Source organism: Kitasatospora sp. NPDC057692 (genome assembly GCF_042799475.1).
Lineage (GTDB): Bacteria > Actinomycetota > Actinomycetes > Streptomycetales > Streptomycetaceae > Kitasatospora.
Map to the genome: position 1 here is coordinate 179,723 of NZ_JBHVIV010000002.1, position 25,155 is coordinate 204,877.

General features: G+C 74.6%; 21 protein-coding genes. 10 read left to right on the plus strand and 11 right to left on the minus strand.

The window, feature by feature from the left end:
* Positions 1–164: 164 nt before the first annotated feature.
* Positions 165–593, plus strand: a complete 429-nt coding sequence (locus ACFVFS_RS01940; protein ID WP_380619022.1) for an ATP-binding protein — start codon at positions 165–167, stop codon at positions 591–593.
* Positions 590–850, plus strand: a complete 261-nt coding sequence (locus ACFVFS_RS01945) for a hypothetical protein (protein ID WP_380619024.1) — start codon at positions 590–592, stop codon at positions 848–850. The genes ACFVFS_RS01940 and ACFVFS_RS01945 overlap by 4 nt, the downstream gene beginning before the upstream one ends.
* Here the strand turns inward: ACFVFS_RS01945 and soxR are convergent.
* Positions 840–1,343: a redox-sensitive transcriptional activator SoxR gene (soxR, locus tag ACFVFS_RS01950; RefSeq protein WP_380619026.1), complete on the minus strand. Its 504-nt coding sequence runs from the start codon at positions 1,341–1,343 to the stop codon at positions 840–842. The two genes, ACFVFS_RS01945 and soxR, sit on opposite strands and share 11 nt — an antisense overlap.
* 55 nt (positions 1,344–1,398) lie before the next feature.
* Here soxR and ACFVFS_RS01955 point away from each other — a divergent pair, with 55 nt between their 5' ends.
* Positions 1,399–2,100 carry a transketolase gene (locus ACFVFS_RS01955; protein WP_380619028.1) on the plus strand — a complete coding sequence of 234 codons (702 nt, stop codon included), beginning with the start codon at positions 1,399–1,401 and terminating at the stop codon, positions 2,098–2,100.
* Positions 2,101–2,139: 39 nt separating this feature from the next.
* Positions 2,140–3,033, plus strand: coding sequence for a transketolase family protein (locus ACFVFS_RS01960; protein WP_380619030.1), 894 nt, complete (start codon positions 2,140–2,142; stop codon positions 3,031–3,033).
* 7 nt (positions 3,034–3,040) lie between these two features.
* On the opposite strand, the gene treZ is transcribed toward ACFVFS_RS01960, so the two are convergent.
* The 4 genes from treZ to glgX all read right to left on the minus strand — a co-directional run bounded on the left by treZ (position 3,041) and on the right by glgX (position 10,362).
* Positions 3,041–4,759: a malto-oligosyltrehalose trehalohydrolase gene (treZ, locus tag ACFVFS_RS01965; protein WP_380619032.1), complete on the minus strand. Its 1,719-nt coding sequence runs from the start codon at positions 4,757–4,759 to the stop codon at positions 3,041–3,043.
* Complete coding sequence (gene treY / locus ACFVFS_RS01970) at positions 4,756–7,290, minus strand: malto-oligosyltrehalose synthase (RefSeq protein ID WP_380619034.1); 2,535 nt, start codon at positions 7,288–7,290, stop codon at positions 4,756–4,758. Before treY ends, treZ begins: the two co-directional genes overlap by 4 nt.
* Positions 7,291–7,371: 81 nt before the next feature.
* Positions 7,372–8,112, minus strand: coding sequence for a hypothetical protein (locus ACFVFS_RS01975; RefSeq protein WP_380619036.1), 741 nt, complete (start codon positions 8,110–8,112; stop codon positions 7,372–7,374).
* 102 nt (positions 8,113–8,214) lie between these two features.
* The gene (glgX, locus tag ACFVFS_RS01980) at positions 8,215–10,362 is read right to left on the minus strand and encodes a glycogen debranching protein GlgX (protein WP_380619038.1); all 2,148 of its coding nucleotides are present in this window, start codon (positions 10,360–10,362) and stop codon (positions 8,215–8,217) included.
* 522 nt (positions 10,363–10,884) lie between these two features.
* On the opposite strand from glgX, the gene ACFVFS_RS01985 reads away from it, so the two are divergent.
* Both ACFVFS_RS01985 and ACFVFS_RS01990 read left to right on the plus strand, forming a co-directional pair.
* Positions 10,885–12,165, plus strand: a complete 1,281-nt coding sequence (locus tag ACFVFS_RS01985; protein WP_380619040.1) for an SAV2148 family HEPN domain-containing protein — start codon at positions 10,885–10,887, stop codon at positions 12,163–12,165.
* A 128-nt stretch (positions 12,166–12,293) separates the two neighbouring features.
* The gene (locus ACFVFS_RS01990) at positions 12,294–12,842 is read left to right on the plus strand and encodes a hypothetical protein (RefSeq protein WP_380619042.1); all 549 of its coding nucleotides are present in this window, start codon (positions 12,294–12,296) and stop codon (positions 12,840–12,842) included.
* On the opposite strand, the gene ACFVFS_RS01995 is transcribed toward ACFVFS_RS01990, so the two are convergent.
* Positions 12,826–13,299 carry a GNAT family N-acetyltransferase gene (locus tag ACFVFS_RS01995; RefSeq protein WP_380619044.1) on the minus strand — a complete coding sequence of 158 codons (474 nt, stop codon included), beginning with the start codon at positions 13,297–13,299 and terminating at the stop codon, positions 12,826–12,828. The two genes, ACFVFS_RS01990 and ACFVFS_RS01995, sit on opposite strands and share 17 nt — an antisense overlap.
* Before the next feature lie 69 nt (positions 13,300–13,368).
* Positions 13,369–13,617, minus strand: a complete 249-nt coding sequence (locus tag ACFVFS_RS02000) for a hypothetical protein (protein ID WP_380619046.1) — start codon at positions 13,615–13,617, stop codon at positions 13,369–13,371.
* Positions 13,618–13,976: 359 nt separating this feature from the next.
* On the opposite strand from ACFVFS_RS02000, the gene ACFVFS_RS02005 reads away from it, so the two are divergent.
* On the plus strand, positions 13,977–14,678 hold the full coding sequence (locus tag ACFVFS_RS02005) for an exonuclease domain-containing protein (RefSeq protein ID WP_380619048.1): 702 nt from the start codon (positions 13,977–13,979) through the stop codon (positions 14,676–14,678).
* Here the strand turns inward: ACFVFS_RS02005 and ACFVFS_RS02010 are convergent.
* The 4 genes from ACFVFS_RS02010 to ACFVFS_RS02025 form a co-directional block, all read right to left on the minus strand.
* On the minus strand, positions 14,650–15,543 hold the full coding sequence (locus ACFVFS_RS02010; RefSeq protein ID WP_380619050.1) for a DUF3592 domain-containing protein: 894 nt from the start codon (positions 15,541–15,543) through the stop codon (positions 14,650–14,652). The genes ACFVFS_RS02005 and ACFVFS_RS02010 overlap by 29 nt on opposite strands.
* A 101-nt stretch (positions 15,544–15,644) precedes the next feature.
* The gene (locus ACFVFS_RS02015) at positions 15,645–16,379 is read right to left on the minus strand and encodes a polysaccharide deacetylase family protein (protein ID WP_380619052.1); all 735 of its coding nucleotides are present in this window, start codon (positions 16,377–16,379) and stop codon (positions 15,645–15,647) included.
* Positions 16,380–16,581: 202 nt separating this feature from the next.
* A complete protein-coding gene (locus ACFVFS_RS02020; RefSeq protein ID WP_380619054.1) occupies positions 16,582–17,475 on the minus strand; it encodes a phosphotransferase enzyme family protein in 894 nt (297 codons plus the stop codon).
* Between the two features lie 135 nt (positions 17,476–17,610).
* Entirely contained in the window at positions 17,611–19,872 is a 2,262-nt protein-coding gene (locus tag ACFVFS_RS02025; RefSeq protein WP_380619138.1) for an MMPL family transporter, read from the minus strand.
* A 572-nt stretch (positions 19,873–20,444) separates the two neighbouring features.
* Between ACFVFS_RS02025 and ACFVFS_RS02030 the strand changes: the two genes are divergently transcribed.
* The 3 genes from ACFVFS_RS02030 (at position 20,445) to ACFVFS_RS02040 (ending at position 25,017) form a co-directional block, all read left to right on the plus strand.
* Positions 20,445–22,643: an MMPL family transporter gene (locus tag ACFVFS_RS02030; RefSeq protein WP_380619056.1), complete on the plus strand. Its 2,199-nt coding sequence runs from the start codon at positions 20,445–20,447 to the stop codon at positions 22,641–22,643.
* Between the two features lie 322 nt (positions 22,644–22,965).
* A complete protein-coding gene (locus tag ACFVFS_RS02035) occupies positions 22,966–23,169 on the plus strand; it encodes a cold-shock protein (protein WP_327676217.1) in 204 nt (67 codons plus the stop codon).
* A 159-nt stretch (positions 23,170–23,328) separates the two neighbouring features.
* Positions 23,329–25,017, plus strand: coding sequence for a DEAD/DEAH box helicase (locus ACFVFS_RS02040; protein WP_380619057.1), 1,689 nt, complete (start codon positions 23,329–23,331; stop codon positions 25,015–25,017).
* The last annotated feature ends 138 nt before the right edge of the window (positions 25,018–25,155 follow it).

Genomic DNA, 25,155 nt, shown 5'->3' on the forward strand with positions numbered 1-25,155 from the left:
ATGCGCTTGCGAAGTGAGGCCATTGCAGAGCATGCTACACGCGGTAACTCGACGGATCGTCTGAGTGATCGGGCGGCTGGTCGCCGGGCATTCCTATGCCCTCACCGGCCCGCCTCCGGTCGCACCACGCCTTCAACTCCCTGTACCTGGAAGGTGAATCCGCCATGTCCTCCTGCAACCCCCTCCCCTCCTCCCTCTCCATCTGGCTGCCGCGCAGCAGGCGCTCGCCGGGTGAAGCGCGCCGATTGCTCGAACGTCTGCTCGCCGATGCTCCCGGAGGCGAACGCTTCATCGAGGCCGGGCAGTTGCTCGTCAGTGAGCTGGTTACCAACGCTGTTCTGCACGGGACGCCGATGGGGCGGCAGGTTCAGCTCGTCGTCTCCGTCGACCGTCGGCGGCTCCGCATCGAGGTGCACGACGCCCGGGGTGAGCGGGGGTTGGTGCTCCGGGCCGCGAGTGGGGAGGACGAGTCCGGGCGGGGGCTGGCCCTGGTCAAGTTGCTGGCGCACCGGTGGGGTTGCCTCCCCCGGGAGGGCGGCGTGGGCAAGGTCGTATGGGCCGAGGTCGAGTCGCCCGTCGGGCGTGCCCGGTGACGCCGGCGCGGCTCGTCAGCGTCGAGGTCGCCGGCCTCGTCCCGCCCACGACCTACGTCCTCCTCTCCGAGGCCCTGGCCGATCTGTGGGCGGCCGTCCGCTTCCAGCCCATGAGCCGCTCGCAGTGGCAGCAGCTGGAGTGCTGCCTCGCCGGCCCCGGCGCAGAGCGCTTCGTTGCCGAACGCCTCGACAGCGACGGCGTGTTGGAGCTCCCCGCCGGAGAGGCCCGAATCCGGCTGCGCCGGGTCACTCCGTGAAGTCGTCCCCCGCCGGCTCCGGTCCGGTAGCGGGGTCGCGGGTCAGCAGGTAGCGGGCGCCCGGGCCGGCGGCGCCGGCGCGGTCGGCGGCGTTGTAGAGGCCGCAGCGGGTGAGGGACAGGCAGCCGCAGCCGATGCAGCCGGTGAGCTTGGCCTTCAACCGCTCCAGCTCGGCGATCTGCTCGTCGATCCGGCTCTGCCAGGACTGCGCGACGCCGTCCCACTCGGCGCCGCTCGGGGCGCGGTGCTCCGGGAGGCGGTCCAGGGCGACCTTGGCCTCGTCCAGGGACAGGCCGACCCGCTGTGCGGCCCGGACGAAGGCGATCCGGCGCAGCGTGCCACGGGTGTAGCGGCGCTGGTTGCCGGTGGTGCGGGTGGCGTGGATCAGCCCCAGCTTCTCGTAGTACCGCAGCGCCGAGGCGGCCAGACCGCTGCGGTCCGCGAGCTGGCCGATGGTGAGGAGGTCGTGTCGGCCGGGGCTGTGGGCGCTCATGACAGCCACTGTAACGCTTGACTTGAAGTCGACTTCAAGTAGCAGCATCGAGGGCATGACGACGACCACCCCCACTCCTCCCGGCCACGCCGGGCTGCCGGGCCTGATGGCCCTGATGACCGGCGACGAGAAGCACGGCCCGGCCGCCACCTCCACGCTGGACGCGCTGTGGGTGCTGTACGACCGGGTCCTGCGGGTCACCCCGGACACCGCCGACGACCAGGACCGGGACCGCTTCCTGCTCTCCAAGGGCCACGGCCCGATGGCGTACTACGCCGTCCTCGCGGCCAAGGGCTTCATCGACCCGGCGGTGCTGCCCAGCTTCGGCGCGTACGACTCGCCGCTCGGCCACCACCCGGACCGGCTGCTGATCCCCGGGGTGGAGATCAGCTCCGGCTCGCTGGGCCACGGCCTGCCGATCGGGGTCGGTACGGCGCTCGGCCTGCGTGCCCAGGGGCTCACCGGCCCGGCGGTCTGGGTGCTGCTCGGGGACGCCGAGTTCGACGAGGGCTCCAACCACGAGGCGGTGGCCTTCGCCGGTGCCTACGGGCTGGACCGGTTGCACGCCCTGGTGATCGACAACTCCTCCGCCACCCTCGGCTGGCAGGGCGGCATCGCCGCGCGCTTCGCCGCCGAGGGCTGGTCGGCGGAGACGGTGGACGGCCGCGACCACGAGGCGCTGTACGCGGCCTACACCGCCGAACACCCGGGCCGGCCCCGGGCCGTGGTGGCCCGTGTCGAGCCGAAGACCGCCTGAGCCGAAGACCGCCCGAGCCGAAGAGGGGACCGGAGAACCGTGGACACCATGCGCGACCGCTTCATCGAGACCACCGCCCGCCTGCTGGACGAGGACCCGCGCCTCGCCCTCGTCCTCGCCGACATCAGCGCCGCCGGCTTCAAGGAGGCCGCCGAGCGGCACCCGGACCGGCTGATCAACGTCGGCATCCGCGAGCAGCTGCTGATCGGCGCCGCCGCCGGCCTGGCCTTCACCGGGATGCGCCCGATCGCCCACACCTTCGCCAGCTTCCTGGTCGAGCGGCCCTTCGAGCAGGTGAAGCTGGACCTCGGCCACCAAGGCGTCGGCGCCGTGCTGGTGAGCGCGGCCGGCTCCTACGACTGGCCGGCCGGCGGCCGTACCCACATGGCGCCGGGCGACGTCGCGCTGCTGGACACGCTGCCGGACTGGACGGTGCACGTGCCCGGCCACCCGGACGAGGCGGAGCGGCTGCTGCGCCACGCGGTCGCGGACGGTGACCGCAAGGTGTACGTGCGCCTCTCCGTGCACGCCAACGAGAGCGCCGTCCCCGTCGAGCCTGGCCGGTTCACGGTCGTCCGGCGGGGCACCCGGGGCACCGTGATCGCGGTCGGCCCGATGCTGGACGCCGTGCTCGCCGCCACCGGGAACCTGGACGTCACCGTGCTGTACGCGGCCACCGTCCGGCCGTTCGACGGCGCTGCGCTGCGGGCCGTCACCGAGCGCGACGCCGATGTGGTGCTGGTCGAGCCGTACCTGGCCGGGACCTCCGCCAACGAGGCGCACGAGGCGCTCGCCGACCGTCCGCACCGGCTGCTGGCCCTCGGCGTGCCGCGGGCCGAGCACCGGCAGTACGGTTCGATCCCGGAGCACCTGGCCGCCTACGGCCTGGACGCGCACGGACTGCGGGACCGGATCGGGGACTTCCTCAAGTGACGGACCGTCAGAGGTGCAAGATGGCGACCGAGTCGGCTTCGAGGGCGAACCGCCCCCCGGTGGCGGAGTGTCCGCCGAACGCCGCCACCACCTCCCCCTCCATCGGCCATGAAGCGCGCCCCGCGCCGAGGTTGACCGCCACCCGGTAGGGCCCCCGGTGCACCACCAGCCACCCGGCGGCCTCGTCCACCTCGACCCGGACGGCCGCCAGGTCGGGATCCGAGAGCTCCGGGTGTTCCCGCCGCAGCCTGATCAACCGCCGGTGCCAGTCCAGCAGTTCGGAGTGCGGGGCGCGCCGCGGCTCCGTCCAGTCGAGGACGGAGCGCAGTACGGTGGCCGGCTCCTGCGGGTCCGGTACCGCGTCCGCCGACCAGCCGTGCTCGGCGAACTCCCGCCGCCGGCCCCGGCGGACGGCCTCGGCGAGATGGGGGTCGGTGTGGTCGGTGAAGTACTGCCAGGGCGTGGCGGCGGCCCACTCCTCGCCCATGAACAGCATCGGGGTGAACGGCGAGGTGAGCACCAGTGCGGCGCCGCAGGCGAGCCGGCCGGGGGAGAGGCTGGTGGAGATCCGGTCGCCGAGCGCCCGGTTGCCGATCTGGTCGTGGGTCTGCAGGTAGCCGAGCAGCCGGTGCCCGTGGGCGGGTGGGAACGGCCGGCCGTGGTGGCGGTCGCGGAACGAGGACCAGGTGCCGTCGTGGAAGTACCCCCGGGTGAGGGTCTTGGCGACGGCGGCGAGCGGGGCGGCGGCGAAGTCCCCGTAGTAGCCCTGGGACTCGCCGGTGAGGGCGGTGTGCAGGGCGTGGTGGAAGTCGTCGCTCCACTGGGCGGCGATGCCCTGTCCGCCGGCCTCGCGCGGCGCGGTGGTGCGCGGGTCGTTGAGGTCGGATTCGGCGATCAGGAACAGCGGGCGGTTGGTGGCCACCGCCAGCCGGTCGACCTCGCCGGCGAGTTCCTCCAGGAAGTGGACGGCCCGGTCGTCGGCGAGGGCGTGCACCGCGTCCAGCCGCAGGCCGTCGATCCGGTAGTCGCGCAGCCAGGCGAGGGCGCTGCCGATCAGGTAGGCGCGCACCTCGTCCGAGCCGGGCGCGTCGAGGTTGACGGCCGAGCCCCACGGGGTGTGGTGCCGGTCGGTGAAGTAGGGGCCGAACATCGGCAGGTGGTTGCCGGCCGGGCCGAGGTGGTTGTGGACCACGTCGAGGATCACACCGAGGCCCTTGCGGTGCGCGGTGTCGACGAAGCGCTTCAGCCCCTCCGGGCCGCCGTAGGGCTCGTGCACGGCCCAGAGCGAGACGCCGTCGTACCCCCAGCCGTGCTTGCCGGGGAACGGGCAGACCGGCATCAGCTCGACGAAGTCGACGCCCAGCTCCACCAGGTGGTCCAGCCGGGCGGCCGCCGCGTCGAAGGTGCCGGCGGCGGTGAAGGTGCCGATGTGCAGCTCGTACAGGACGGCGCCGGCGAGCGGGCGGCCGCGCCAGCCGGTGTGCGACCACAGGAAGGCGGCGTGGTCGACGGCCCGACTGGGGCCGTCGGGGCCGTGCGGCTGCCGGGGCGAGCGCGGGTCGGGCAGCGGGCGGCCGCCGTCCAGCACGAAGGCGTGGTCCCCGGCGGGCGCCTCGCCGTGCCACCACCCGGCGCGGGCGCCGTCGCGCGCCAGCGGGTGGTGCGCGCCGTCGACGGCCACCTCGACCCGCTCGGCGGCGTACGGCGCCCAGACCTCGTACCTCATGCGCCGCTCCTGGTCAGCAGGGCCACCGGAAGGTCGGCCAGCAGGTCCTTCACCAGCACGGGGCCGGACGGGACGGGGCGGCCGGTCAGTTCGTCGGTCCACCCGCCGCCGTCGGGCAGGTGCAGTTCGGTGCCGCGCCAGCCGCCCTCGCGGGCGAGCCCGTAGGGCAGGCGGGTGACGACGGTGAGGACGTCCGGTCCGCGCCCGAAGGCCAGCAGGTGGCCGGCGGCCGGGCCGACGGCGGTGAGCGGCCGGTGGGCGCCGAGTCGGCGGGTGCGGCGCAGGTGCAGGGCGGTCGTGGTGAGGTGCAGCTTCTCGCGGGCGAGGTCGCCCGGGCGGGCCACCGGCGAGTCGGTGAGCCGCACCGCCAGCGCCCCGAGGTCGACGGCGCGCCGGTTGTCCGGGTCGACCAGGGTGTACAGCGGCTCCTCGCTGCCCTGGTAGAGGTCCGGCACGCCGGGCACGGTGAGGTGCAGCAGCGCGGCGGCCAGCGTGTTGGACCGCGCGTACGGGGCGAGCGCGGCCACGTACCCCTCGATCCGGGGGAGCAGGCCGGGGTTGCCGAAGACGGCGTGGACGCGGTCGGCGAGGGCGCGTTCGAAGCGGACGTTCTGGGTGGTCCAGGAGGTGTGCACCTTGGCCTCCCGGGCGGCCTTGAGCACGGCGGCGACCAGCCGTTCGGGGGTGGCCGGCCAGGCGGCGACCAGGGTCTGCCAGAGCGGCCAGTCGCTGTCGGGGTCGAAGCGGGAGCCGTGTCCGGGCTCGTGCCCGGGCCCGGCCGCGGTGGACCAGGCGGCGGCCTCGGCGGCCCAGGCCTCGGGCTGCTCGGCCAGCACGGCGAGCCGGGCTCGGGCGTCGGCGCTCCGCTTGGTGTCGTGGGTGGAGAGCGCCGTCATGGTGTGCGGCCAGTGCCGTTCGACGTAGTGGCACCAGGCGTGGAAGTCCTCGGGCCGCAGCCCCGGCCGGGCCGGCTCGCCGCCGACCTCGTTGAGGCTCAGCAGCGCGTTCCACCGGTAGAAGGCGGTGTCCTCGACGCCCTTGGCGGCGACCGCGGCGGCGGTCTGGGCGAAGCGGACGGCGAACTCGTCCTGCTCGGGCCCGCGGCCGAGCGCGCCCTCGGCGAGGCCGGCGACGAAGCGGTCGGTGGCGTCGGTGGGCTCGCCGTCGGAGCCGAGCGCCTCGCGCAGCTGCGCGGCGGAGGCCTCCGGCAGCGGCTCCCCGGGCCGCGCGTACGGCCGGTACGCGGGGTAGCCGGTGAGCAGCCGGCGCAGTGCGGTGCGCAGCCGCCACGGCGGGTGGTCGGCGTGCGCGGGCTCGGCGGCGCCGAGCCGGACGGCCAGCCGGACCAGCCGCTCCACCTCGGTGGCCAGCTCGCCCTCGGGCCCGGTCATGTCGGCCCGCCCCCGCCGGGCGGCGGCCTGCGCCGGGTGCGGGTCGGCGCAGGGTTCGCCGCCCGGGGGCGCGCCGGTGAGGAAGGCCTCGTACGCCCCGGCCAGCCGGCAGGCGCCGGCGTGGTCGGTGAGCACCCCGTCGATCCGGCGCAGCGCGTCGTACCCGGTGGTGCCGGCGCACGGCCAGTCGGCGGGCAGCCGCTCGTCGCCGGTGAGGATCTTCTCGACGACCGTGTACGCGCCGCCGGTGGCCTCGGCGAGCCGCTCCAGGTAGCCGCGCGGGTCGGCGAGCCCGTCCGGGTGGTCGATCCGGAAGCCGTCCAGCACGCCCTCGCGGTGCAGCCGCAGCAGCACGCCGTGGGTGGCCTCGAACACCTCGGGGTCCTCGACCCGGACCGCGATCAGCTCGTTGACGGTGAAGAACCGCCGGTAGTTCAGCTCGGTGCGGGCCAGCCGCCACCAGGCCGGCCGGTACCACTGGCGGGCGAGCAGCTCGGGCAGCGGGAGGTGTTCGGTGCCGGGGCGCAGCGGCAGCACGTGGTCGTGGTAGCGGAGCGTGTCGCCGTCGACGGCGAGCTGGTCGAGGACGGCGCCGAGCCGGTCGCCGAGCAGCGGCAGCAGCACCCGGCCGCGGTCGGGGGCGTCCGGTGGGCCGGACAGCGCCTGCCAGTCGATGTCGAACCAGCGGGCGTACGGCGAGTCGGGGCCGTCCCGCAGGACCTGCCAGAGCGGCCGGTTGAGGTGCTCGGGGGCGGGCACGGCCATGTGGTTGGGCACCACGTCGGCGAGCAGCCGCAGGCCGTGCCGGTGCGCCTCGGCGGCCAGCTCGCGCAGGGCGGGCTCGCCGCCGAGCTGCTCGGCGATCCGGCCGTGGTCGACGGTGTCGTAGCCGTGCGCGGAGCCGGGTACGGGTTCCAGCAGCGGGGAGAGGTGCAGATGGGAGACGCCGAGGGCGGCCAGGTAGGGGACGGCGGCGGTGGCGTCGCGCAGGGTGAAGCCGGGCTGGAGCTGGAGCCGGTACGAGGCGGTGGGGTACGTGCCGGGGGCGACGCTCCGGGCGGTGGTCGGGCGGCGGGACGGATCGAACGACGGGACGGAAGCGGCCGGGCGTGGCGGCGCGGGCTCGGCGGCGTGGGTCATGCCTCCATGCCTACCCGGCGGGGCGCGGGGGCAAGACCCGTTGCTGGCCCGAACAGGTGAGCGGGCGGACGTCGGAGGTGCTCAGTGGCCCCGGCGCCGCCACCCTCGGGGCACCGTGAAGTAGCCCGGACGCTGCGGACCGCCGGCCCCCGAACGGCCGAGCCGCAGGATCAGGCCGTGCTCGGCGCGGGCGGCCGCCACCAGGACGGCGGCGCCCGGGTCGTCGGTGTACTGGGAGAACGAGCTGTTGAACATCGTCGGGGTGGGCTCGGGGAGCGGCCGCCCCGGTTCGTCCCAGGTCAGGGTCGCTTCCGGCACGTACAGCCGGGGACTGTCCCGCGGCGAGCCGTCGGGGTGGCGGCCGCCGTGCCGGTAGTACGCCAGCGCGGCGGCGACCGAGCCGGGCGGGTGCGGCTGCCGGGGGTCGTGGTGCAGGCCGGTGCCCCAGTCGGCGACCCCGGCCGCCCCGATCCGGCGCAGCAGGTCCGGGACGTCCGGTCCGGCGGCGAAGTAGGCGGTCGCGGCGAGCTGGCAGACCAGCTCCAGGCGGCGGCCGGGGTCGAGCCCGAGCCCCGGGGTGACGTGCCGGTCGTCGATCCGGGTCACCAGGTGGGTGATCCCGTCGACCGCGCCGAGCCGCGTGATCAGCCCCTCGACCGCGGCGCGCTCGGCGGCCCGGGCCGCCTCCGCCTCCGGGGTGCGGGCGCGCGCGAGCACCCACCGGCGCGGGGGCGGGCGGCGGATCGTCGCGTCCGCGACCCGGCCGGGGACGGACAGCAGCAGCCCCAGCAGCAGTTCCGTCCCGCTCGATCGATCGCCCACCGCGTCCGCCGCCCCTTCGCCGCCGGTTCTCCCGGGGACCACCGTGGCCCGTGCGGCGGCCGGTGCGCAAGGTCCGTCGGCGAACCGGGACGCGGACGTGGCTCAGGCGGGACGCTGCAGCACCATCAGCGAGCGGTCGGTGAGCCAGAGGGCGTCCCCGGCCTTGACCCGGGCCCCGGAGCCCGGCGCGGGCAGCCGGGGCGCGGCGGTGTCCACCACCACCTGCCACTCCTGCCCGTGGCCGGCCGGCACGGTGAACTCCAGCGGCTCGAAGTGCGCGTTGAACATCAGCAGGAAGGAGTCGTCGACGATCCGCCCGCCGCGCCGGTCCGGCTCCGAGATGGCGTAGCCGTTCAGGAACACGGTGAGCGACTTGGCGTAGCTGGCGCCCCAGTTGCGCTTGGTCATCTCCTCCCCGCCGGGGGTGAACCAGGCGATGTCGGTGAGGTCCTCGTACTCGCCGCCGCCCCCGCCCTCCCCGGCCGGCCGGCCCGGGACCGGGCGGCCGTGGAAGAAGCGCCGGCGCCGGAACACCGGGTGGTCGCGGCGCAGCCAGACCATCCGCTGGGTGAACTCCAGCAGTTGGGTCCGCGGCCCCTCGCCCTCGGGCCAGTGCACCCAGGTGAGGTCGTTGTCCTGGCAGTAGGCGTTGTTGTTGCCCTGCTGGGTGCGGCCGAACTCGTCGCCGTGGGCGAGCATCGGCACGCCTTGGGAGAGCATCAGGGTGGCGAGGAAGTTGCGCTGCTGACGGGCCCGCAGCTCCTCGACCGCGGGGTCGTCGGTGGGTCCCTCGACGCCGCAGTTCCACGAGCGGTTGAAGGACTCGCCGTCCCGGTTGCCCTCGCCGTTGGCCTCGTTGTGCTTCTCGTTGTAGGAGACCAGGTCGCGCAGGGTGAAGCCGTCGTGGCAGGTGACGAAGTTGATCGAGGCGATCGGGCGGCGGCCGTCGTCCTGGTAGAGGTCCGAGGAGCCGGTGAGCCGGGAGCCGAACTCGGCGAGGGCGGCGTTCTCGCCGCGCCACAGGTCGCGCACGGTGTCCCGGTACATGCCGTTCCACTCCGTCCACAGCGGCGGGAAGTTGCCGACCTGGTAGCCGCCCTCGCCGAGGTCCCAGGGCTCGGCGATCAGCTTGGCCTGGGAGACCACCGGGTCCTGCTGGACGAGGTCGAAGAACGAGGAGAGCCGGTCCACCTCGTGGAACTGCCGGGCGAGGGTGGCGGCGAGGTCGAAGCGGAAGCCGTCCACGTGCATCTCGGTGACCCAGTAGCGCAGCGAGTCCATGATCAGCTGGAGCACGTGCGGGCTGCGCATCAGCAGGCTGTTGCCGGTACCGGTGGTGTCCTCGTAGAACCGCTGGTCCCGGGCGAGCCGGTAGTAGGACACGTTGTCCAGGCCGCGCAGCGAGAGCGTGGGCCCGAGGTGGTTGCCCTCGGCGGTGTGGTTGTAGACGACGTCGAGGATGACCTCGATGCCGGCCGCGTGCAGCGCCTTCACCATCGACTTGAACTCCTGCACCTGCTGGCCGCGGTCGCCGGTGGAGGAGTAGGAGGAGTGCGGGGCGAAGAAGCCGACGGTGTTGTAGCCCCAGTAGTTGGCCAGGCCGAGGTCGCGCAGCCGGTGGTCGCGGACGAACTGGTGCACCGGCATCAGCTCGATCGCGGTGACCCCGAGCTTGGCGAGGTGCTCGATGACGGCGGGGTGGGAGACGCCCGCGTAGGTGCCGCGGATCTCCTCGGGGATTCCCGGGTGCAGCTTGGTCAGGCCCTTCACATGGGCCTCGTAGAGCACGGTGCGGTGGTAGTCGGTGCGCGGTGGCCGGTCGGTGCCCCAGTCGAAGTACGGGTTGATCACCACGGAGTGCATGGTGTGCGGGGCCGAGTCGAGGTCGTTGCGGCGCTCGGGGGCGCCGAAGTGGTAGCCGTAGACGGACTCGTCCCAGTCGATGTGCCCGCTCATCGCCTTGGCGTACGGGTCCAGCAGCAGCTTGGCGCTGTTGTGCCGCTGGCCGAGGCCCGGGTTGTACGGGCCGTGCACGCGGAAGCCGTAGCGCTGGCCCGGCTGGACGCCGGGGAGGTAGGCGTGCCGGACGAAGGCGTCGGTCTCGCGCAGCTCGACGGCCGTCTCCGAACCGTCCTCGCCGAGCAGGCAGAGCTCGATCCGGTCGGCGCTCTCCGAGAACACCGCGAAGTTGGTGCCGGCCCCGTCGTAGGTGGCGCCGAGCGGGTAGGGGGTCCCTGGCCAGACCTGCATGGTTCCTCGACTTCCTTGCGTAGAACGTCCCTGCTTAGAAGGAGAGTTGGCGGACAGTCCGGTGGTCGGGGCAGGACTGCGGAGCGCGCCGGCCGGGAGCCGTGACGTACGGCGCACCGCCGCGGCACAGTCCGCATACTCCCCGACGCCTTCCCCGTCGGCGGGGCCATTCGCGCCGTGTTCGCCCGAACGGGTGTCCCCACGGGTGACCCCGCGGGGTCCCGGCGGTGTCCCGGGACCGCTCCGGCGCCGCCGCGGGGCCCAGTGGTGCGCGGGGCGGATGGGGCGGCCGGGGCGGTGCGCCGGGGCCGTCCGGCGCCGTGGTCCAACCGGCTGCGGGCGGTTCGCGGCGGGCAGTACCCTTGATCGTCCGGCCGTCCGGGGCTCGTGGCGGTCCATCAGGCGAACCGGCGGCGAACCGCCGGCGCGCCGGCGGCGCACCGTGCGGCCGACCGGCCGGACGGCAGGCAGACACTCCGAGCGGCCCCGGCGGCTCCCAGCAGGAACCAGGTGAGGTGGCGCATGGTGTTCCCCGCCGGCGGCCGTGGCGGTGGGCCCGGCGGCCCCGACCGGGGCGGCGCCCGCAGCGAGGCGCCGACGGTGGTCATGCGGCCCGCCCTGACCGGCGGGCGCTCGCTCCTCCCGGCCCAGGGCGGACCGGTGGAGGTCCCCGCGCTCGCCTGGTCCGGCGCCGAGTGGGAGGACGCCTACCAGCGGGTCCGCCTCTCCGGGCGCGCCTACGTCTGGCTCAACCTGGTCGAACAGCGGCTGCGCTCGCTCGTCGACGAGGTGCTGCACCCGATCTACGCGCCCGCCCACGGCGAGGACTGGGTCACCGCCGCGGCCGGCCCGGCCGGCGAGGAGTGGGCGCACCGGGCCGGCGCCGTGCGCGAGGTCAGCCGGCGCAAGGGCTACCTGCTGGACCCGGCCGACGACGACCCGCTGGTCTTCCTCACCCTGCCGCAGCTGCGCGAGCTGATGGTCCAGCACTGGCCCTGCTTCGAGCCCTACCTGGCGGACCGCCGGGAGATCGAGCTGGCCCTCGACGAGCTGGAGGTCGCCCGGCACGTCGTCTCCCGCAACCGCGTCCTCACCCCGACCGTCCTCGCCCAGACCGAGCGGGCCGCCGCCCGGCTGCTCGCCCTCCTCGACGGGGGCGCCGGCGCGGTGCCCGCGGACGTGGTCGAGTCGCTGGTGGCCGGCCGGTACGCGGACGTCGTCGCCGTCCACCCCGACCGGGTCCGGCTCCAGCGCGACCTGCCGGTCGAGGACCTCCTCGACGGAGCCCGGCGGCTGGACGCGCTCGGCATCGGCCTCGGCATGCTCTGCCAGAACTACACCGGCAAGCGGCTGGTCCGGCTCGCCACCGACGGCTGCCGGGTCCGGCTGCTCTTCCTCAACCCGGCCAGCAGCGCCGTCCGCCGCCGCGAGCGCGAACTGGGCCTCGGGCGCGGCGAGCTGGGCCGCTCCATCCAGATGAACATCCTGCACGTGCGCCGGGTCCGGGCCGCGCTGCGCGACCAGGGCGGCTTCGAGATCCGGGTGTTCGACGAGACCCCGCGCTTCACCGCCTACCTGGTCGAGGGCGTGCCGTCCGCCGCGCCCGCCCCCGGCGGCCGCCGCCAGACCCGCGACCTCGGGGTCGTCCAGCCCTACCTGCGCCGCGCCCGCGGCATGGAGTCGCCCGCCCTCGTCCTGCGCGGCGGCGCCGGCCAGCAGCCGGGCGGCACGGACGCCGGGCTGCTGGAGGTCTACCGCGAGGAGTTCGAGGGCGTCTGGGCCGACTCCCGGCCGGTGTCCTGAGGCCGGGATCCCCCGCGCGGGGGACGCGGCCCCTCCCCGCGGTGGAGGCGGCGTGGCCGCGCCGGCCGGGATCGTGGAGGCAGCGGGCCGGCACCGGTCCGGCCGCCTCCGAGGAACGAGGTCCGACCATGCGCAAGCACCTGCCCGCCGTCGCGGCACTGGCGAGCACCCTGGCACTCGCCGCCCCGACGGTCGCCGCGGCCGCCCCGGCTCCGGCGTCCGCGCGCCTGCACGGATGGGCCGAGCTCGCCCCGCTCGGGCGCGTCCCCGATCCGACCCAGCTGCTCACCCTGGGCGTCGCCGCCCGCGGCGGCCGGGGCCACGCCACCATCCAGCACGTGTTCGACCGGGGCACCGACCGCCAGTTCACCGTCCGGGTGGAGGTCAGGGTGGACTGCCTCACCGAGACGGCCGGCACCGTCGTCCTCACCGGCACCGCCGACTCCACGACCTTCACCACCGGCCCCGCGCTGGACCCGGTGCCGCCCCTGCCGGGCACCTGGCACCCCGAGGTCGCCTTCACCTTCCGCCCCGACGGCGGGGACGGGTTCCGGATCGCCTGGTCGGGCATCCCCCGCGCCGTGGACGGCCCGCCCGTCGCCACCGCCTGCCAGGCCCCGGCCGACCCCGGCCCCGAACTCGGCACCGTCCGGGGCCGCTTCACCCACCGGGGCTGACCGGCCGGAGCAGATGGACGTCGACGGGGTCCTGCGCCTCCACCGTGAAGCCGTGCCGCTCGTACAGCCGGCGGGCGGCGCTGCCCTGGACGACCACCAGCCGCACCGGGACCCGCGCGGCGTCGGCCCGCGCCAGCACGTGCCGCAGGACGGCGGTCCCCAGGCCCCGGCCCTGGTACGCGGGGGAGAGGTAGAAGTGCTCCAGCAGCCGCCCGCCCGACCCGTCCCGTTCGTCCGGCCGGACGGTCACGCAGCCCGCCAGGGCGCCGCCGACCTCGACGACGGAGGTGTACCGGGTGGAGAAGGTGTCCCGCAGCCGCTGGCGGACCCGGTGCTCGTCGTAGCGGCCGAGCCGGACCAGGTCGGCGCGCATCACCTCGGCGCGCAACTCGGCGATCGGTTCGATGTCGGCGGGCCGACCCGGGCGCAGGGCCCACACGGGGGTGTCGCTGGTCACCCCCACAGTGTCCCAGCGGTCCCGGCGGCCCGGCCGGCGGACTTTCCGCCCGCCGGGCCGCAGCGGCTGCTACGGGACCAGGATCCACAGGTCGTACTTGCCGCTGTAGGGCCCGCGGCACTCGGCCCGGCCGGCGTAGGAGTCCCGCAGGTCGACGCAGTCCGACCAGGAGAAGCGGCCGATCTTCTTCCAGTAGCTCGTCACGCTCGCGGTGGACCCCGCGGTGTCGCTCGGAGCGGCCTGGGCGGTGGCGGCGGTGGTGCCCAGCAGGGCGGCGGCCGCGAGGGCCGCGCCGGACAGCAGGAGACGTGTGCGCATGTGCCTGTCCCTTCGTCATCCGCCGGGTGGCGGGATGGATGGCTGGTGCCACCGAATCCGCTCCGCCGCGCCCGCCACAACCCGGCGGCGGCGTCCCGGACGGCCGGACGGCGCCGACCTGCGGCACCGTCCACCGTCCCGGACACCCCCCGGACGGGCCCCGGACATCCCCCGGACGGCCCCATCCCGGCTCGGCCCGCGGCACGTGCGCGGTGGCGCCGTGGGAGTGCCGAAGCGGCGGGGCGGGGACGCCCGGGAGGTGTCCGGTGCGCGGGGGGCGAGGCCCCACCGGCCGGATTGTCGGAGGGGCGGGTGATGATAGGGGCTGTTTCGAGCAGAGGACGGAAGGACACACCCCTATGAGCTGGTGGCAGCAGCCACTGGTCGGCTTCGACCTGGAGACCACGGGCACCGACCCGGCCGTGGACCGCATCGTCACGGCCGCCCTCGTGGACACCGTCGGGGCCCGCCGGCTGAGCGCCACCGGATGGCTGATCGATCCGGGGGTCCCGATCCCGGTCGAGGCCGCGGCGATCCACGGGATCGGCGACGACCTGGCCCGGGCCAAGGGGCGGCCGGCCAAGGAGGCGGTGGAGGAGATAGCCGCCGCGCTGTGCGAGCGGCTGGCCGCCGGGCGGCCGGTGGTCGCCTTCAACGCGCCCTTCGACCTCTCGCTGCTCGACGCCGAGCTGCGCCGGCACGGCCTGCCGGTGCTCGCCGACCGCCTCGGCGGGCCGGTCGCGCCGGTCCTCGACGCGCTGGTCATCGACCGCGCCGTGGACAAGTACCGCAAGGGCTCCCGCACCCTCCAGCGGGTCTGCGAGGTGTACGGGGTCGAGCTGACCGACGCCCACGAGGCCGGCAGCGACGCCCTCGCCGCCGTCCGGGTCGCCGTCGCCCTCGCCGAGCGCTACCCCGACCGGGTCGGCGATGTCCCGGTGGCCGAGCTCCACGCCCGCCAGGTCGAGTGGTTCCGCGCCTGGGCCGAGGACCTCCAGTCCTGGCTGCGCCGCGGCAAGGACCCCGAGGCCGTCATCGACCCCCGCTGGCCCCTGCGCTGAACCCGCTCCCCAGCAGGCGGGCCTTGGCGGCGGTGAACTCGGCGGTGTCGAGGGCCCCGTCGCGGTGGAGTGCGGCGAGGCGTTCCAGGGCGGCGACGACCTCCAGGTCCGGGGCGGGTGCGGGGGGCGGGGTGTCCGCGACGGGCTCGGGGACGAGCGTGGCGAGGACGTTGTCCGGGTCGGCGGGGTCGTAGCGGACCTCGGCGGGGGCGCCCCGGCGGGGGGCGTCGTAGGCGGGGAAGAGGTCGGTGAGGGTGGTCCGGCGCTGCTCGCCGTCGGCGGTGGTGAACTCGACGGTGAGCCGCAGTTCCGGGTGGTCGTTGTAGGAGGTCCCGGTGTGGGTGAGGTCGGTGATCCGGCCGGGGACGGTGATGCCGTGGCGCTCCATCCGCTCCTTCCGCTCGGCCTGGCGCCGGGCGTCCACCCGGAAGGCGCGCCAGCGGCGGGCGCCCCAGCGGTCGAGGACGGCGGTGAGCAGGGCGAGCGGGAGGACGGGGACGAGCGGCCAGGGGTGGAAGGCGCCGTTGGCGAGGGCCGCGCCGAGCAGGCCGAGGGCGAGGCAGCCCAGCAGGACGCCCCGGTCGGAGGTGGCCGAGGGCTCGGTGGTGGGGGCGTCGCCGTGCGCGGTGGTGGCGGTGCCCACCAGGCACACCAGCCAGAGCAGGATCCCGCCGGCCAGGTACCCGGCGGTGCCGAACCCGTTGCACTGCTGCTCGGAACCGCAGGCGTCGGTGCCGAACGCGCGGACGAAGCCGGTGGCGGTGAGCCATCCGCCCGCCGCGGTGACCGCGGAGAGGACGACGAGTCCGATGATCCGACCGCTGTTCAGGCGCGGTCCGAGGGCGGTGGGTTGATCGGTGGCCATGGGGCGGAGTGTAGGGCCTCCTCCCCGGGGTCCGTCGGTCGGGCCGCGGCCGGCGGCCGGGGGCCGGTGGGCCCCCGGCGCCGGGGCGGCGGGAGAGGGGATCAGACCTCGGGGAAGTCGAAGGCGTAGCCCTCGGCCAGCAGCCAGGGGAGGAGCACCTTCAGGGCCTCGACGGTCTGGCTGCGGTCGCCGCCGCCGTCGTGCAGCAGGACGACGTCACCGGGGTGCAGCCTGGTCTGCACGGACTGGATGATCTTGTCGGTGCCGGGGAGGGACCAGTCGCGCGGGTCGACGGCCCAGCCGAGCGGCCGCAGGCCGAGGTCGGCGGCCATCCGCCGGTCCACGGCGTTGAACTGGCCGCCGGGGGCGCGGAACCAGCTGATCGGGGTGCCCGGTCCGGCGGCCTGGAGGATCATGTCCCGGGCGGCGGTGATCTGGTAGTACACCTCGTCGGGGGTGAGCTGGGCGAACGGCTGCGGGTGGTCGACGCTGTGGTCGCAGAGCCGGTGGCCCTCCGCGACGATCCGCCGGACGGCGGCGGGGTCGGCGGTGACCCGGTCGCCCACCACGCAGAAGGTGGCCTTGGCGCCGTACTGGGCGAGCAGGTCGAGGACGAGCGGGGTGGCGGGGCCGGGGCCGTCGTCGAAGGTGAGGGCGACCGTCCGCCCGCCGGAGGCGGTGTGGCGGGCGGTCTCGGAGGAGACGCCGCCGGCGGCGGGGCCGGTGGCGGCCGCGGCGGGGGCGACCGCGGCCAGGGCGAGCGAGGCGGCCAGTGCGGCGCAGGCGGCGAACCGGGCGGCGGAGGTGGACCGGAGGCGGGTGGTGCGCTGGGACATCGGAGGCTCCTGCGGGGATGTGGGGGCAGGTGACACTTGGTCAGATCCTTTGTCCCGCGAGGTGGTTGGCAAACGTACAATCCGAAAATCGGCCCGTTCCTCCGACGACTTTCGGCCGCGCCGGGACCCGCTCCGGCGACACCCGCCCGCGCCGCACGCGTCGGCGCCGGACCCGTCCTCGCGGCACCCGCCCCCGTACCGGTCAGAACGGGTACCAGCGGACCTCCGGGGCGCCCGTCCGCAGCGAGTCCACCCGGCGCCGGAACTCGGCCAGCGCCGCCGGGTTGCCCGGCGCCTGCTGGGCGACCCAGGAGGCGCTGGCCGTCTCGCGGGCGCCGCGCAGCACCGTGAAGCCGGGCCACTCGCGCACGTCCCAGCCGTAGGCCTCGGTGAACGCCCGGTACTCCTCGCCCGGCACCCCGTACCGGTCGTGGCTGAGCGCGAGCACCACCAGGTCGTGCTCGCGCAGGTCGTCGGCGACGAACTCCAGGTCGAGCAGGACGGGCCCGTCCGGGCCGATGTGGACGTTGCGCGGCAGCGCGTCGCCGTGGATCACCCCGGTCGGCAGGTGCGGGACGAGCGCGGCCGCCTCGGCGGCGAAGGCGTCCCGGCGCCGGCGCAGGAAGTCGACGTCGGCCGGGTCGACGTGGCCCTCGGCGGAGGCGAGCCAGCGCGCGACGGGCGCCAGCAGGTCGCGCCGGCCGAGCGCGAACGGCGGCTCGGGCAGCCGGTGCAGGGCGTGCAGCAGCGGGGCGAGGTCGACCGGACGGGCGGGCCGCTCGGCGGGCGCCAGCCGGTGCCAGAACGTGACGGGGTGGCCGTGGGCGAGCTGCGGTTCGACGGGCACCGCGTCGTACGGGCGGACCACCGGGACGCCGTGGCCGGCCAGCCAGTCGGCGACGGCGAGCTCGCGGCGGGCGCGCTCCCGCAGTTCCGGGGCGCGGCCGACCTTGGCGACCACGGCCGGGTCGCCGAGGTCGAAGACGGCGTTCTCGCCGAGGGCGATCAGCCGGGCGTCGGCGGGTCCGGGCAGGCCGGCCGACTCGCAGGCGTGGGCGAGCAGCAGCCGGGCCCGTTCCTCGTCGAAGGGGAGCATGGGGGTGTCCGTTTCCTTGCATGACAGCCGAGTGGGGGTGGGCGATCATTCTGGCAAACGGGTGCCGGGCCCCGCGTCACGCGGGGCCCGGCGGTGGTGTCCGAGGTCTGCGGGTCCGAGGACCGCGGGGAAGGGTCAGACCTCGATCCGGCGGTGCCGGGCCTGGTGCGGCTGCGGCTCCTGCGCGGCCGGCGGAACCGGGGAGGCCTGGCCGGCGCCGGCGCCGAGCGGCGGGACGCTCTCGCCGTGCGACAGGTCGGGCAGCCAGCCGAGCCAGCGCGGCAGGTACCAGTTGCCCTCGCCGAGCAGGGTCATCACGGCGGGCAGCAGCACCGCGCGGATGATCGTCGCGTCGATCAGCACGGCGACCGCGAGGCCGACGCCCATCTGCTTCATGGCCTGCATCGACAGGGTGCCGAAGACCGCGAACACCGCCACCATGATCACCGCGGCGCTGGTGACCACCCCGGCCGTGGAGCGGATGCCGTGGGCGATCGCGGCCCGGGTCGGCAGGCCCCGGTCGCGGCCCTCCTTGATCCGGGAGACCACGAAGACGTGGTAGTCCATCGAGAGGCCGAAGAGGATCACGAAGAGGAACAGCGGGACCCAGGACTCGACCGCGCCGACGCCCTCGGTGCCGAGCAGCGAGGCGCCCACGCCGTGCTGGAAGACCAGCGTCAGCACCCCGTACGCGGCGCCGACCGACAGCAGGTTGAGCACCACGGCGGTGCCGGCGACGGCCAGCGAGCGGAAGGAGGTGAGCATCAGGAGGAAGGCGAAGGCCACCACGAAGCCGAAGACCAGCGGCATCGCGCCGGTCATCTTGGCGTTGAAGTCGTACGAGCCGGCGGTGCGGCCGGTGACCGGGGCCTCGGTGCCGGGCACGGCGAGCACCGTGGCGGGGACCAGCCGCTCGCGCAGGGTCTTCAGCGCGGCGTTGCTGACCTTGTCGTTGCCGGTGCCGTTGAGCGGGATGTCGACGGTGGCGACGTTCTGCTGCGCGTGGACGGTGACGTCGATCGGCCCGTGCATCTCCCCGCTGGCCAGGGCGCGGGCCTTGAGGTCGGCGATCGCGGCCGTCATCGCGGGGGAGTCGATGTCGGCGGCCTTGATCACCACCGAGGCGGGGGCCGGGCTGCCGGGGAAGGCGGCCTCGATCTTCTGCGAGACGGTGACCAGTTCGTTGCCCTTGGGCAGCTGCTGCTGGAAGGTCAGGTTGGCGGTGTGCATGGTGAGCAGCGGGGCGGACAGGCCGATCAGCACGGCCCCGGCGAGCACGGTGGCGGCCAGCGGGCGGCGCAGCACCGGGGTCAGCACGGCGTTCCAGAACCGGCCGCCGGTGGTCGCGGCGTCGGGGCGGCGGAGCCGGCCGAGGAACGGCACCCGGCCCTTGCCGACCTTGTCGCCGAGCATCGAGAGCAGCGCGGGCAGCACGGTGAGCGAGCCGAGCACGGCGGTGACGACGACCACGATGGTGGCGTACGCCATGGACTCGAACTCGGCGATGCCGGTGAGGAACATGCCGGCCATGGCGATCACCACGGTGATGCCGGAGACGAGGACGGCCCGGCCGCTGGTGGCGGCGGCGATCTTCAGGGAGGTCTCCAGGTCCCGCCCGGCGGCGCGCTCCTCGCGCTCGCGGCGCAGGTAGAAGAGGCAGTAGTCGACGCCGACGGCGAGACCGACCAGCAGCATCACCGAGCTGGCGCTGTTGCTGGTGTGCAGCAGGCCGCTGCTGAGCGCGACCAGGCCGCCGGCCGCGATGAAGGCGGTGAGGGCGAGCACGACCGGCAGCACGGCGGCGACCAGCGCGCCGAAGGCGACCAGCAGGATGCCGAGGGCGAGCGGGACGGCCGTCCACTCGGCGCGGGCGAAGTCGTCGGCGAACTGCTCGTCCATCCACTTGCCGGAGCTGGCGTCGCCGAGTTCGACCACGGTGAGGTCGGGGTGCTGCTTCTGGACGCCGGCGACGGCGTCGACCACGGCGCCGACGTTCTTCACCGCCTCGTCGTGCTCGCCCTTCACGGTGAGCTGGACGAGGGCGGAGCGGCCGTCGGCGGAGACCGCCTTGGTGTCGTAGGGGGAGCGGACGTCGGTGGCCTTGCCGGTGCCGTTGACCGCGGCGACGACCTGCTCGACGGCGGTCCGGAAGGCGGGAGCGTCGGCGGTCAGGCCGGTGCTCTGGACCAGCACGGTCTCGGAGGACGGCGGCTTGAGGCCGGCCTGGTCGAGGATCTCGGCGGCCCGGGAGACCTGGCCGGGCATGGCTTCGGCGTCGGTGACCTTGGTGCTGCCGTGCATGCCGCCGAGGACGGCGGCGAGGACGACGAAGAGCAGCCAGCCGAAGACGGCGGTTTTTCTGTGCCGGGCGCTCCACGCGCCCATGGCGGCGGCCATGCCGAGCTTGGTCTTCACGGGTTCCCCCCTGGGAGTGCGGCCGGCGCCGGGATCGGTGGCGGGCGCGGGCCGGGTCTGCGGCGGTGGTCGGCCGCCGGGTTCGTCGCCGCCGGGGTGCGGCCCGGCGTCGCAAATGACAGTAGGGAAGCCGCAGATGGCGGGGTATCCGGCTGGCGGGGGAGTTCGCCCTGTGGTCTTCCTCGGGGGCGGGGTGGGGTTTTCCCTACCCGCCGACCCTGATACCTCCTCCTGGGGATCGGGGAGCAGGCTCCACCCTGAGGGGGAGTGGAATCCACCCGGAGCACGAGGTACGGGGGGTCGTGCGGGGGCGAAGATGGGTCAGGGTCGCTTCGCGGCGTCCCTGAGGGGGTCGGCCTGCGGCAACGGGGTCGTGGGGAAAAACCGTTTGCCGGTCGTCCGGCAAGCGACCGTAGGATGACCTCCTCTTCGTACTTACCTGCCGACCGGCTAGGCCCGTGCCCCCGCACCGGCCGGAGCCGATCCTCGATCCGTCGCCCGGCGTCCCGTCCCCCAAGGGCTGCGGTGAACCATGCCCAGGAGGCATTACGAGCATGTTCCACCGACTTGGACAATTCGTCGTCCGTCGCGCCTGGTGGGTGATCGCCGCGTGGGTCGTAGCGATGATCGCCATCGCGGCGTCGGCGCCGAAGATCACCGCCGCCACCGACGAGGCCGCGTTCCTCCCGAAGCACTACGAGTCCATCCAGGCCGCGCAGTTGCAGGAACAGGCGTTCCCGGCGAGCTTCACGCCCTCCGCGCTCGCCCTGTTCGAGCGCAACGACGGCGCCCCGATGACGGCCGACGACAAGGCCGCCGCGGCGAAGATCGTCAAGGGCCTCACCGACAAGCAGATCGAGCACGTCGAGCAGATCGTCCCGGTCAGCGACCAGTCGACGTCCAAGGACGGCAAGTACGCGCTGGCGCCGATCGCGATCGACAAGGCGACCCAGAACTCGGAGAAGTTCGGCGAGGTCGCCAAGAAGGTCCGTGAGGAGGGCAAGTCGCTCGCCCAGGGCACCGACCTGAAGTTCCAGCTCGGGGGCCAGGCCGCCCAGCAGCTGGACCAGCAGGAGTCCTCCGGCGCGGCCGACGCCGTCATCGGCATCAGCAGTGTCGTCCTGGTCGCGATCATCGTCGGCCTGATCTTCCGCAGCGTGCTGGCCGGCGTGCTGCCGGTGCTGCTCTCGCTGGTGATCGCGATGCCGGCCGCGAACGGCCTGATCGCCCATGCCACCAAGGCCTTCGACCTGAAGTCCACCCCGGTGCTCTCGGCGATCCTGATCGTCGTGGTGCTCGGCGTCGGCACCGACTACTTCCTGTTCCTCGCCTTCCGCTACCGCGAGCGGCTGCGGGCGGGCGACACCCGGCAGGAGGCCGTGGTCAACGCGGTCGGCCGGGTCGGCGAGGCCATCGCCTCCGCGGCCGGCGCGGTCACCGTCGCCTTCGCGGTGCTGGTCCTCTCCAGCCTCGGCATGTTCAAGGCGCTCGGCCCGGCGCTGGCCATCGCGGTCGTCGTCACCGCCTTCGCCTCGCTCACCCTGGCCCCGGCCGTGCTCGCGGTCATCCCGGCCCGCGGGGTGTTCTGGCCCGGCAAGAAGTGGATGCGGGAGCCGAGCGACGCCCGGTTCGCCGCGCTCGGCCGGGTCGTCGAGAAGCGCCCGGCCCTGGTGGCCGTCGCCTCCGGCGGCGTGCTGCTGGCGCTGACCGCCGGCGCCCTCGGCTACAACGGCACCTTCGACCTCGCGGGCAGCTCGATGCCCAAGACCAAGGAGTCGATGGTCGTCCAGGACAAGATGGTCAGCGCCTTCTCGGCCGGCGCCGCCGACCCGACGCACGTCTACCTGACCGCCAACGGCGGCGGCAAGCTCGACCAGTCCGCCTTCGCGGGCTACGCCGCCAAGCTCGGCGCCGTCCCCGGCGTCGCCGAGGCCGAGGCGAAGCCCGAGGTCAGCAAGGACGGCGCGACCGCGGACTTCACCGTCCTGCTCAAGAGCGAGCCGTCCGGCAACGAGGCGATCGACACCGTCACCGAGCTGCGCAAGGTCGCCCACGGCCAGGCGCCGTCCGGCACCGAGGCCAAGGTCGGCGGCATCACCGCGATCTACAAGGACATCAACCTGGCGATGAGCCACGACTACAAGCTGGTGTTCCCGATCGCGGGTCTGCTGATCCTGCTGATCCTGGCCCTCCAGCTGCGCAGCGTGGTCGCCCCCTGGTACCTGATGGCCTCGGTCGGCCTCGGCTTCACCGCCACCCTCGGCTCCTCGACCCTGCTGTTCCAGAACATCAAGGGCGAGCACGGCATGATGTTCATGCTGCCGATCCTGATCTACCTCTTCGTGGTGGCGATCGGCACCGACTACAACATCCTGATCATCGCCCGTCTGCGCGAGGAGGCCCGCGCGGGCCGCAACCCGCGCGAGGCGGCCCGCGAGGCGGTGCGCCACGGCGGCCCGACCGTCGCGGCGGCCGGCTTCATCCTGGCGGTGTCGTTCGCGACCTTCATGCTCGCGGGCAACATCTTCATGCTGGAGTTCGGCTTCGGCATGGCCTTCGGGATCTTCCTGGCGGCCTTCGTGATGGCGATGTTCTTCACCCCGGCGCTCACCGCGCTGGTCGGCAAGGCGGCCTGGTGGCCCGGTCACGGCGGCGACGCCGTGGGCGGTCACGGGGGCCCCGGCGGCCCGGCCGCCGCGCCGGCGAGCCCGTACGGCGCGCACGGCCTGCCGGAGTCGGCCGGACGGCACTGAGACCGTCCGACCACCCCGGTGACAGCAGGGCGGCACCACGGTGCCGCCGGGGACGGCGCCCGCTTCGGCGGGCGCCGTTTGCCCGTTTCCCGGAGCCCGCAAACGTGATCTGTCGGGCAGAAAATCCCCGGTCAATCGGGGTGCGGCCGTGCTACAGTCGAGTCAGTTGCAGTTTTGGTTCCCATGAACGCTTGTGTGCGCCTGCTGGTCCCAACCAACAGGCGCATTTGTTTTGTCCGGTGTTTCAGTCTCCGGATGGGGATCGCGGCTACTTGGGGTCCACGAGGTGTGGGCTCCGATGCCCCAGTTAGAGGAGACGGTTATGGCTACCGGCACCGTGAAGTGGTTCAACAGCGAGAAGGGCTTCGGCTTCATCGAGCAGGAGACCGGCGGCCCCGACGTGTTCGCGCACTACTCGAACATCGTTGCTCAGGGCTTCCGTGAGCTCGTCGAGGGCCAGAAGGTCGAGTTCGACGTCACCCAGGGCCAGAAGGGCCCGCAGGCCGAGAACATCCGCGTCATCTGAGTCCGGCTTCCGAGCTGACTCGCGATCTCGCGTAGCGAGGGCCCGCACCGCCCGGTGCGGGCCCTCGCCCATGCCGCCGAACGGCCGGGGCGGCGCACTCCTTTCCTACGGCCGACCAGCCCCCGACGGGGGCTGCCGCGCTACGGACGGAGAAACCCCGTGACCACCCCTGCCCAGCCTCCCCGCGACGGCGGTCGCACCCGCAAGCCCCGCAGCCGCACCGGCGCCCCGCGCACCGGCGGCGCCGCGCGCTCCGGTTCCGCCCCGCGCACCGGCGCGTCCTCCCGCCCGCCGCGCCGCAACACGCCGCGCGCGGCCGAGCCCGCCGACTTCACCGTCGTCCAGGGCACCCCCTCCCGCCCGCCGGCGGAGAGCTTCGCCGAGCTGGAGCTGCCCAAGGCGATCCTGTCCGCGCTGACCCGCGAGGGCGTCACCGAGCCGTTCCCGATCCAGGCCGCCACCCTGCCGGACTCGATCGCCGGCCGCGACGTGCTCGGCCGCGGCCGCACCGGCTCCGGCAAGACCCTCGCCTTCGGCCTGCCGGTGCTGGCCCGCACCGCCGGCAAGCGCGCCGACGCCCGCCACCCGCTGGCGCTCGTGCTGACGCCCACCCGCGAGCTGGCCCAGCAGGTCACCGAGGCGCTCACCCCGTACGCCACCGCCGTCAACCTGCGGATCGCCACCGTCGTCGGCGGCATGTCGATCACCCGGCAGGCCAACGCGGTGCGGCGCGGCGCCGAGGTCCTGGTCGCCACCCCCGGCCGGCTGGACGACCTGATCGGCCGCGGCGACGTCCGGCTCTCCGACGTCGCGATCACCGTGCTCGACGAGGCCGACCAGATGGCCGACATGGGCTTCCTGCCGCAGGTCACCAAGCTGCTGGAGCAGGTCGCCGAGGGCGGGCAGCGGATGCTGTTCTCCGCCACCCTGGACCGCAACGTCGACCGGCTGGTCAAGCGCTTCCTGACCGACCCGGTGACCCACTCCGTCGACCCCTCGGCCGGCGCGGTCACCACCATGGACCACCACGTGCTCCAGCTGGAGGCGGCCGACAAGGCGTCCACCGCCGCCCACATCGCCTCCCGCGAGGGGCGCGTGATCATGTTCGTGCACACCAAGCACGGCGCCGACCGGCTCGCCAAGCAGCTGCTCGCCAACGGCGTGAAGGCCGCCGCCCTGCACGGCGGAAAGTCCCAGCCGCAGCGCAACCGGGTGCTCGACCAGTTCCGGGACGGCCTCGTCACCGCGCTGATCGCCACCAACGTCGCCGCCCGCGGCATCCACATCGACGGCCTCGACCTGGTCGTCAACGTCGATCCGCCGATCGACCACAAGGACTACCTGCACCGCGGCGGCCGCACCGCCCGGGCCGGCGAGTCCGGCACCGTGGTCACCCTCGTGCTGCCCGACCAGCGGCGCGAGGTCGGCCGGCTGATGACCGTGGCCGGGATCCACCCGACCACCACCAGGATCCGCCCCGGCGACGCCGAGCTCGCCCGGATCACCGGTGCCCGCACCCCCAGCGGCGTGCCGGTCACCCTGGCCGTGCCCGCCCCGGCGGCGCCCGCCGACGCGGAGGCCGGGAAGGCCGCGCCGAAGAGCTCCTCCGGGCCGCGCCGCCGCTCCGGCAAGCGCTCGGGGCTGCCGACCGACGTCGACATGAACGGCAACCCGCGCCGCCCCCGGCCCAAGCAGCGCGTCGGCGGTGCGGGCGGCGGCCAGGGCGGCGGCGCTCCGCGCCAGGCCGCCGGCTTCATCGGCCGCACCGCGGGCCGGGCGAAGCCGGGCAGCGGCTCCAAGTCCGGCTCCAACTACGGCACCGGCCGCCAGCGCCGCCAGGCCGACTGAGCGACCGGCACGACCCCGGCGCCCTCCGGCGTCCGACGGCCCGGCTCCCCCCGCGCGGGGGGAGCCGGGCCGGTTGCTTTCCGGACGGATCGTCCGGCGCCCCGGCCTGCCGCCGCTTCCGGGTGCCCGTCCGTACCG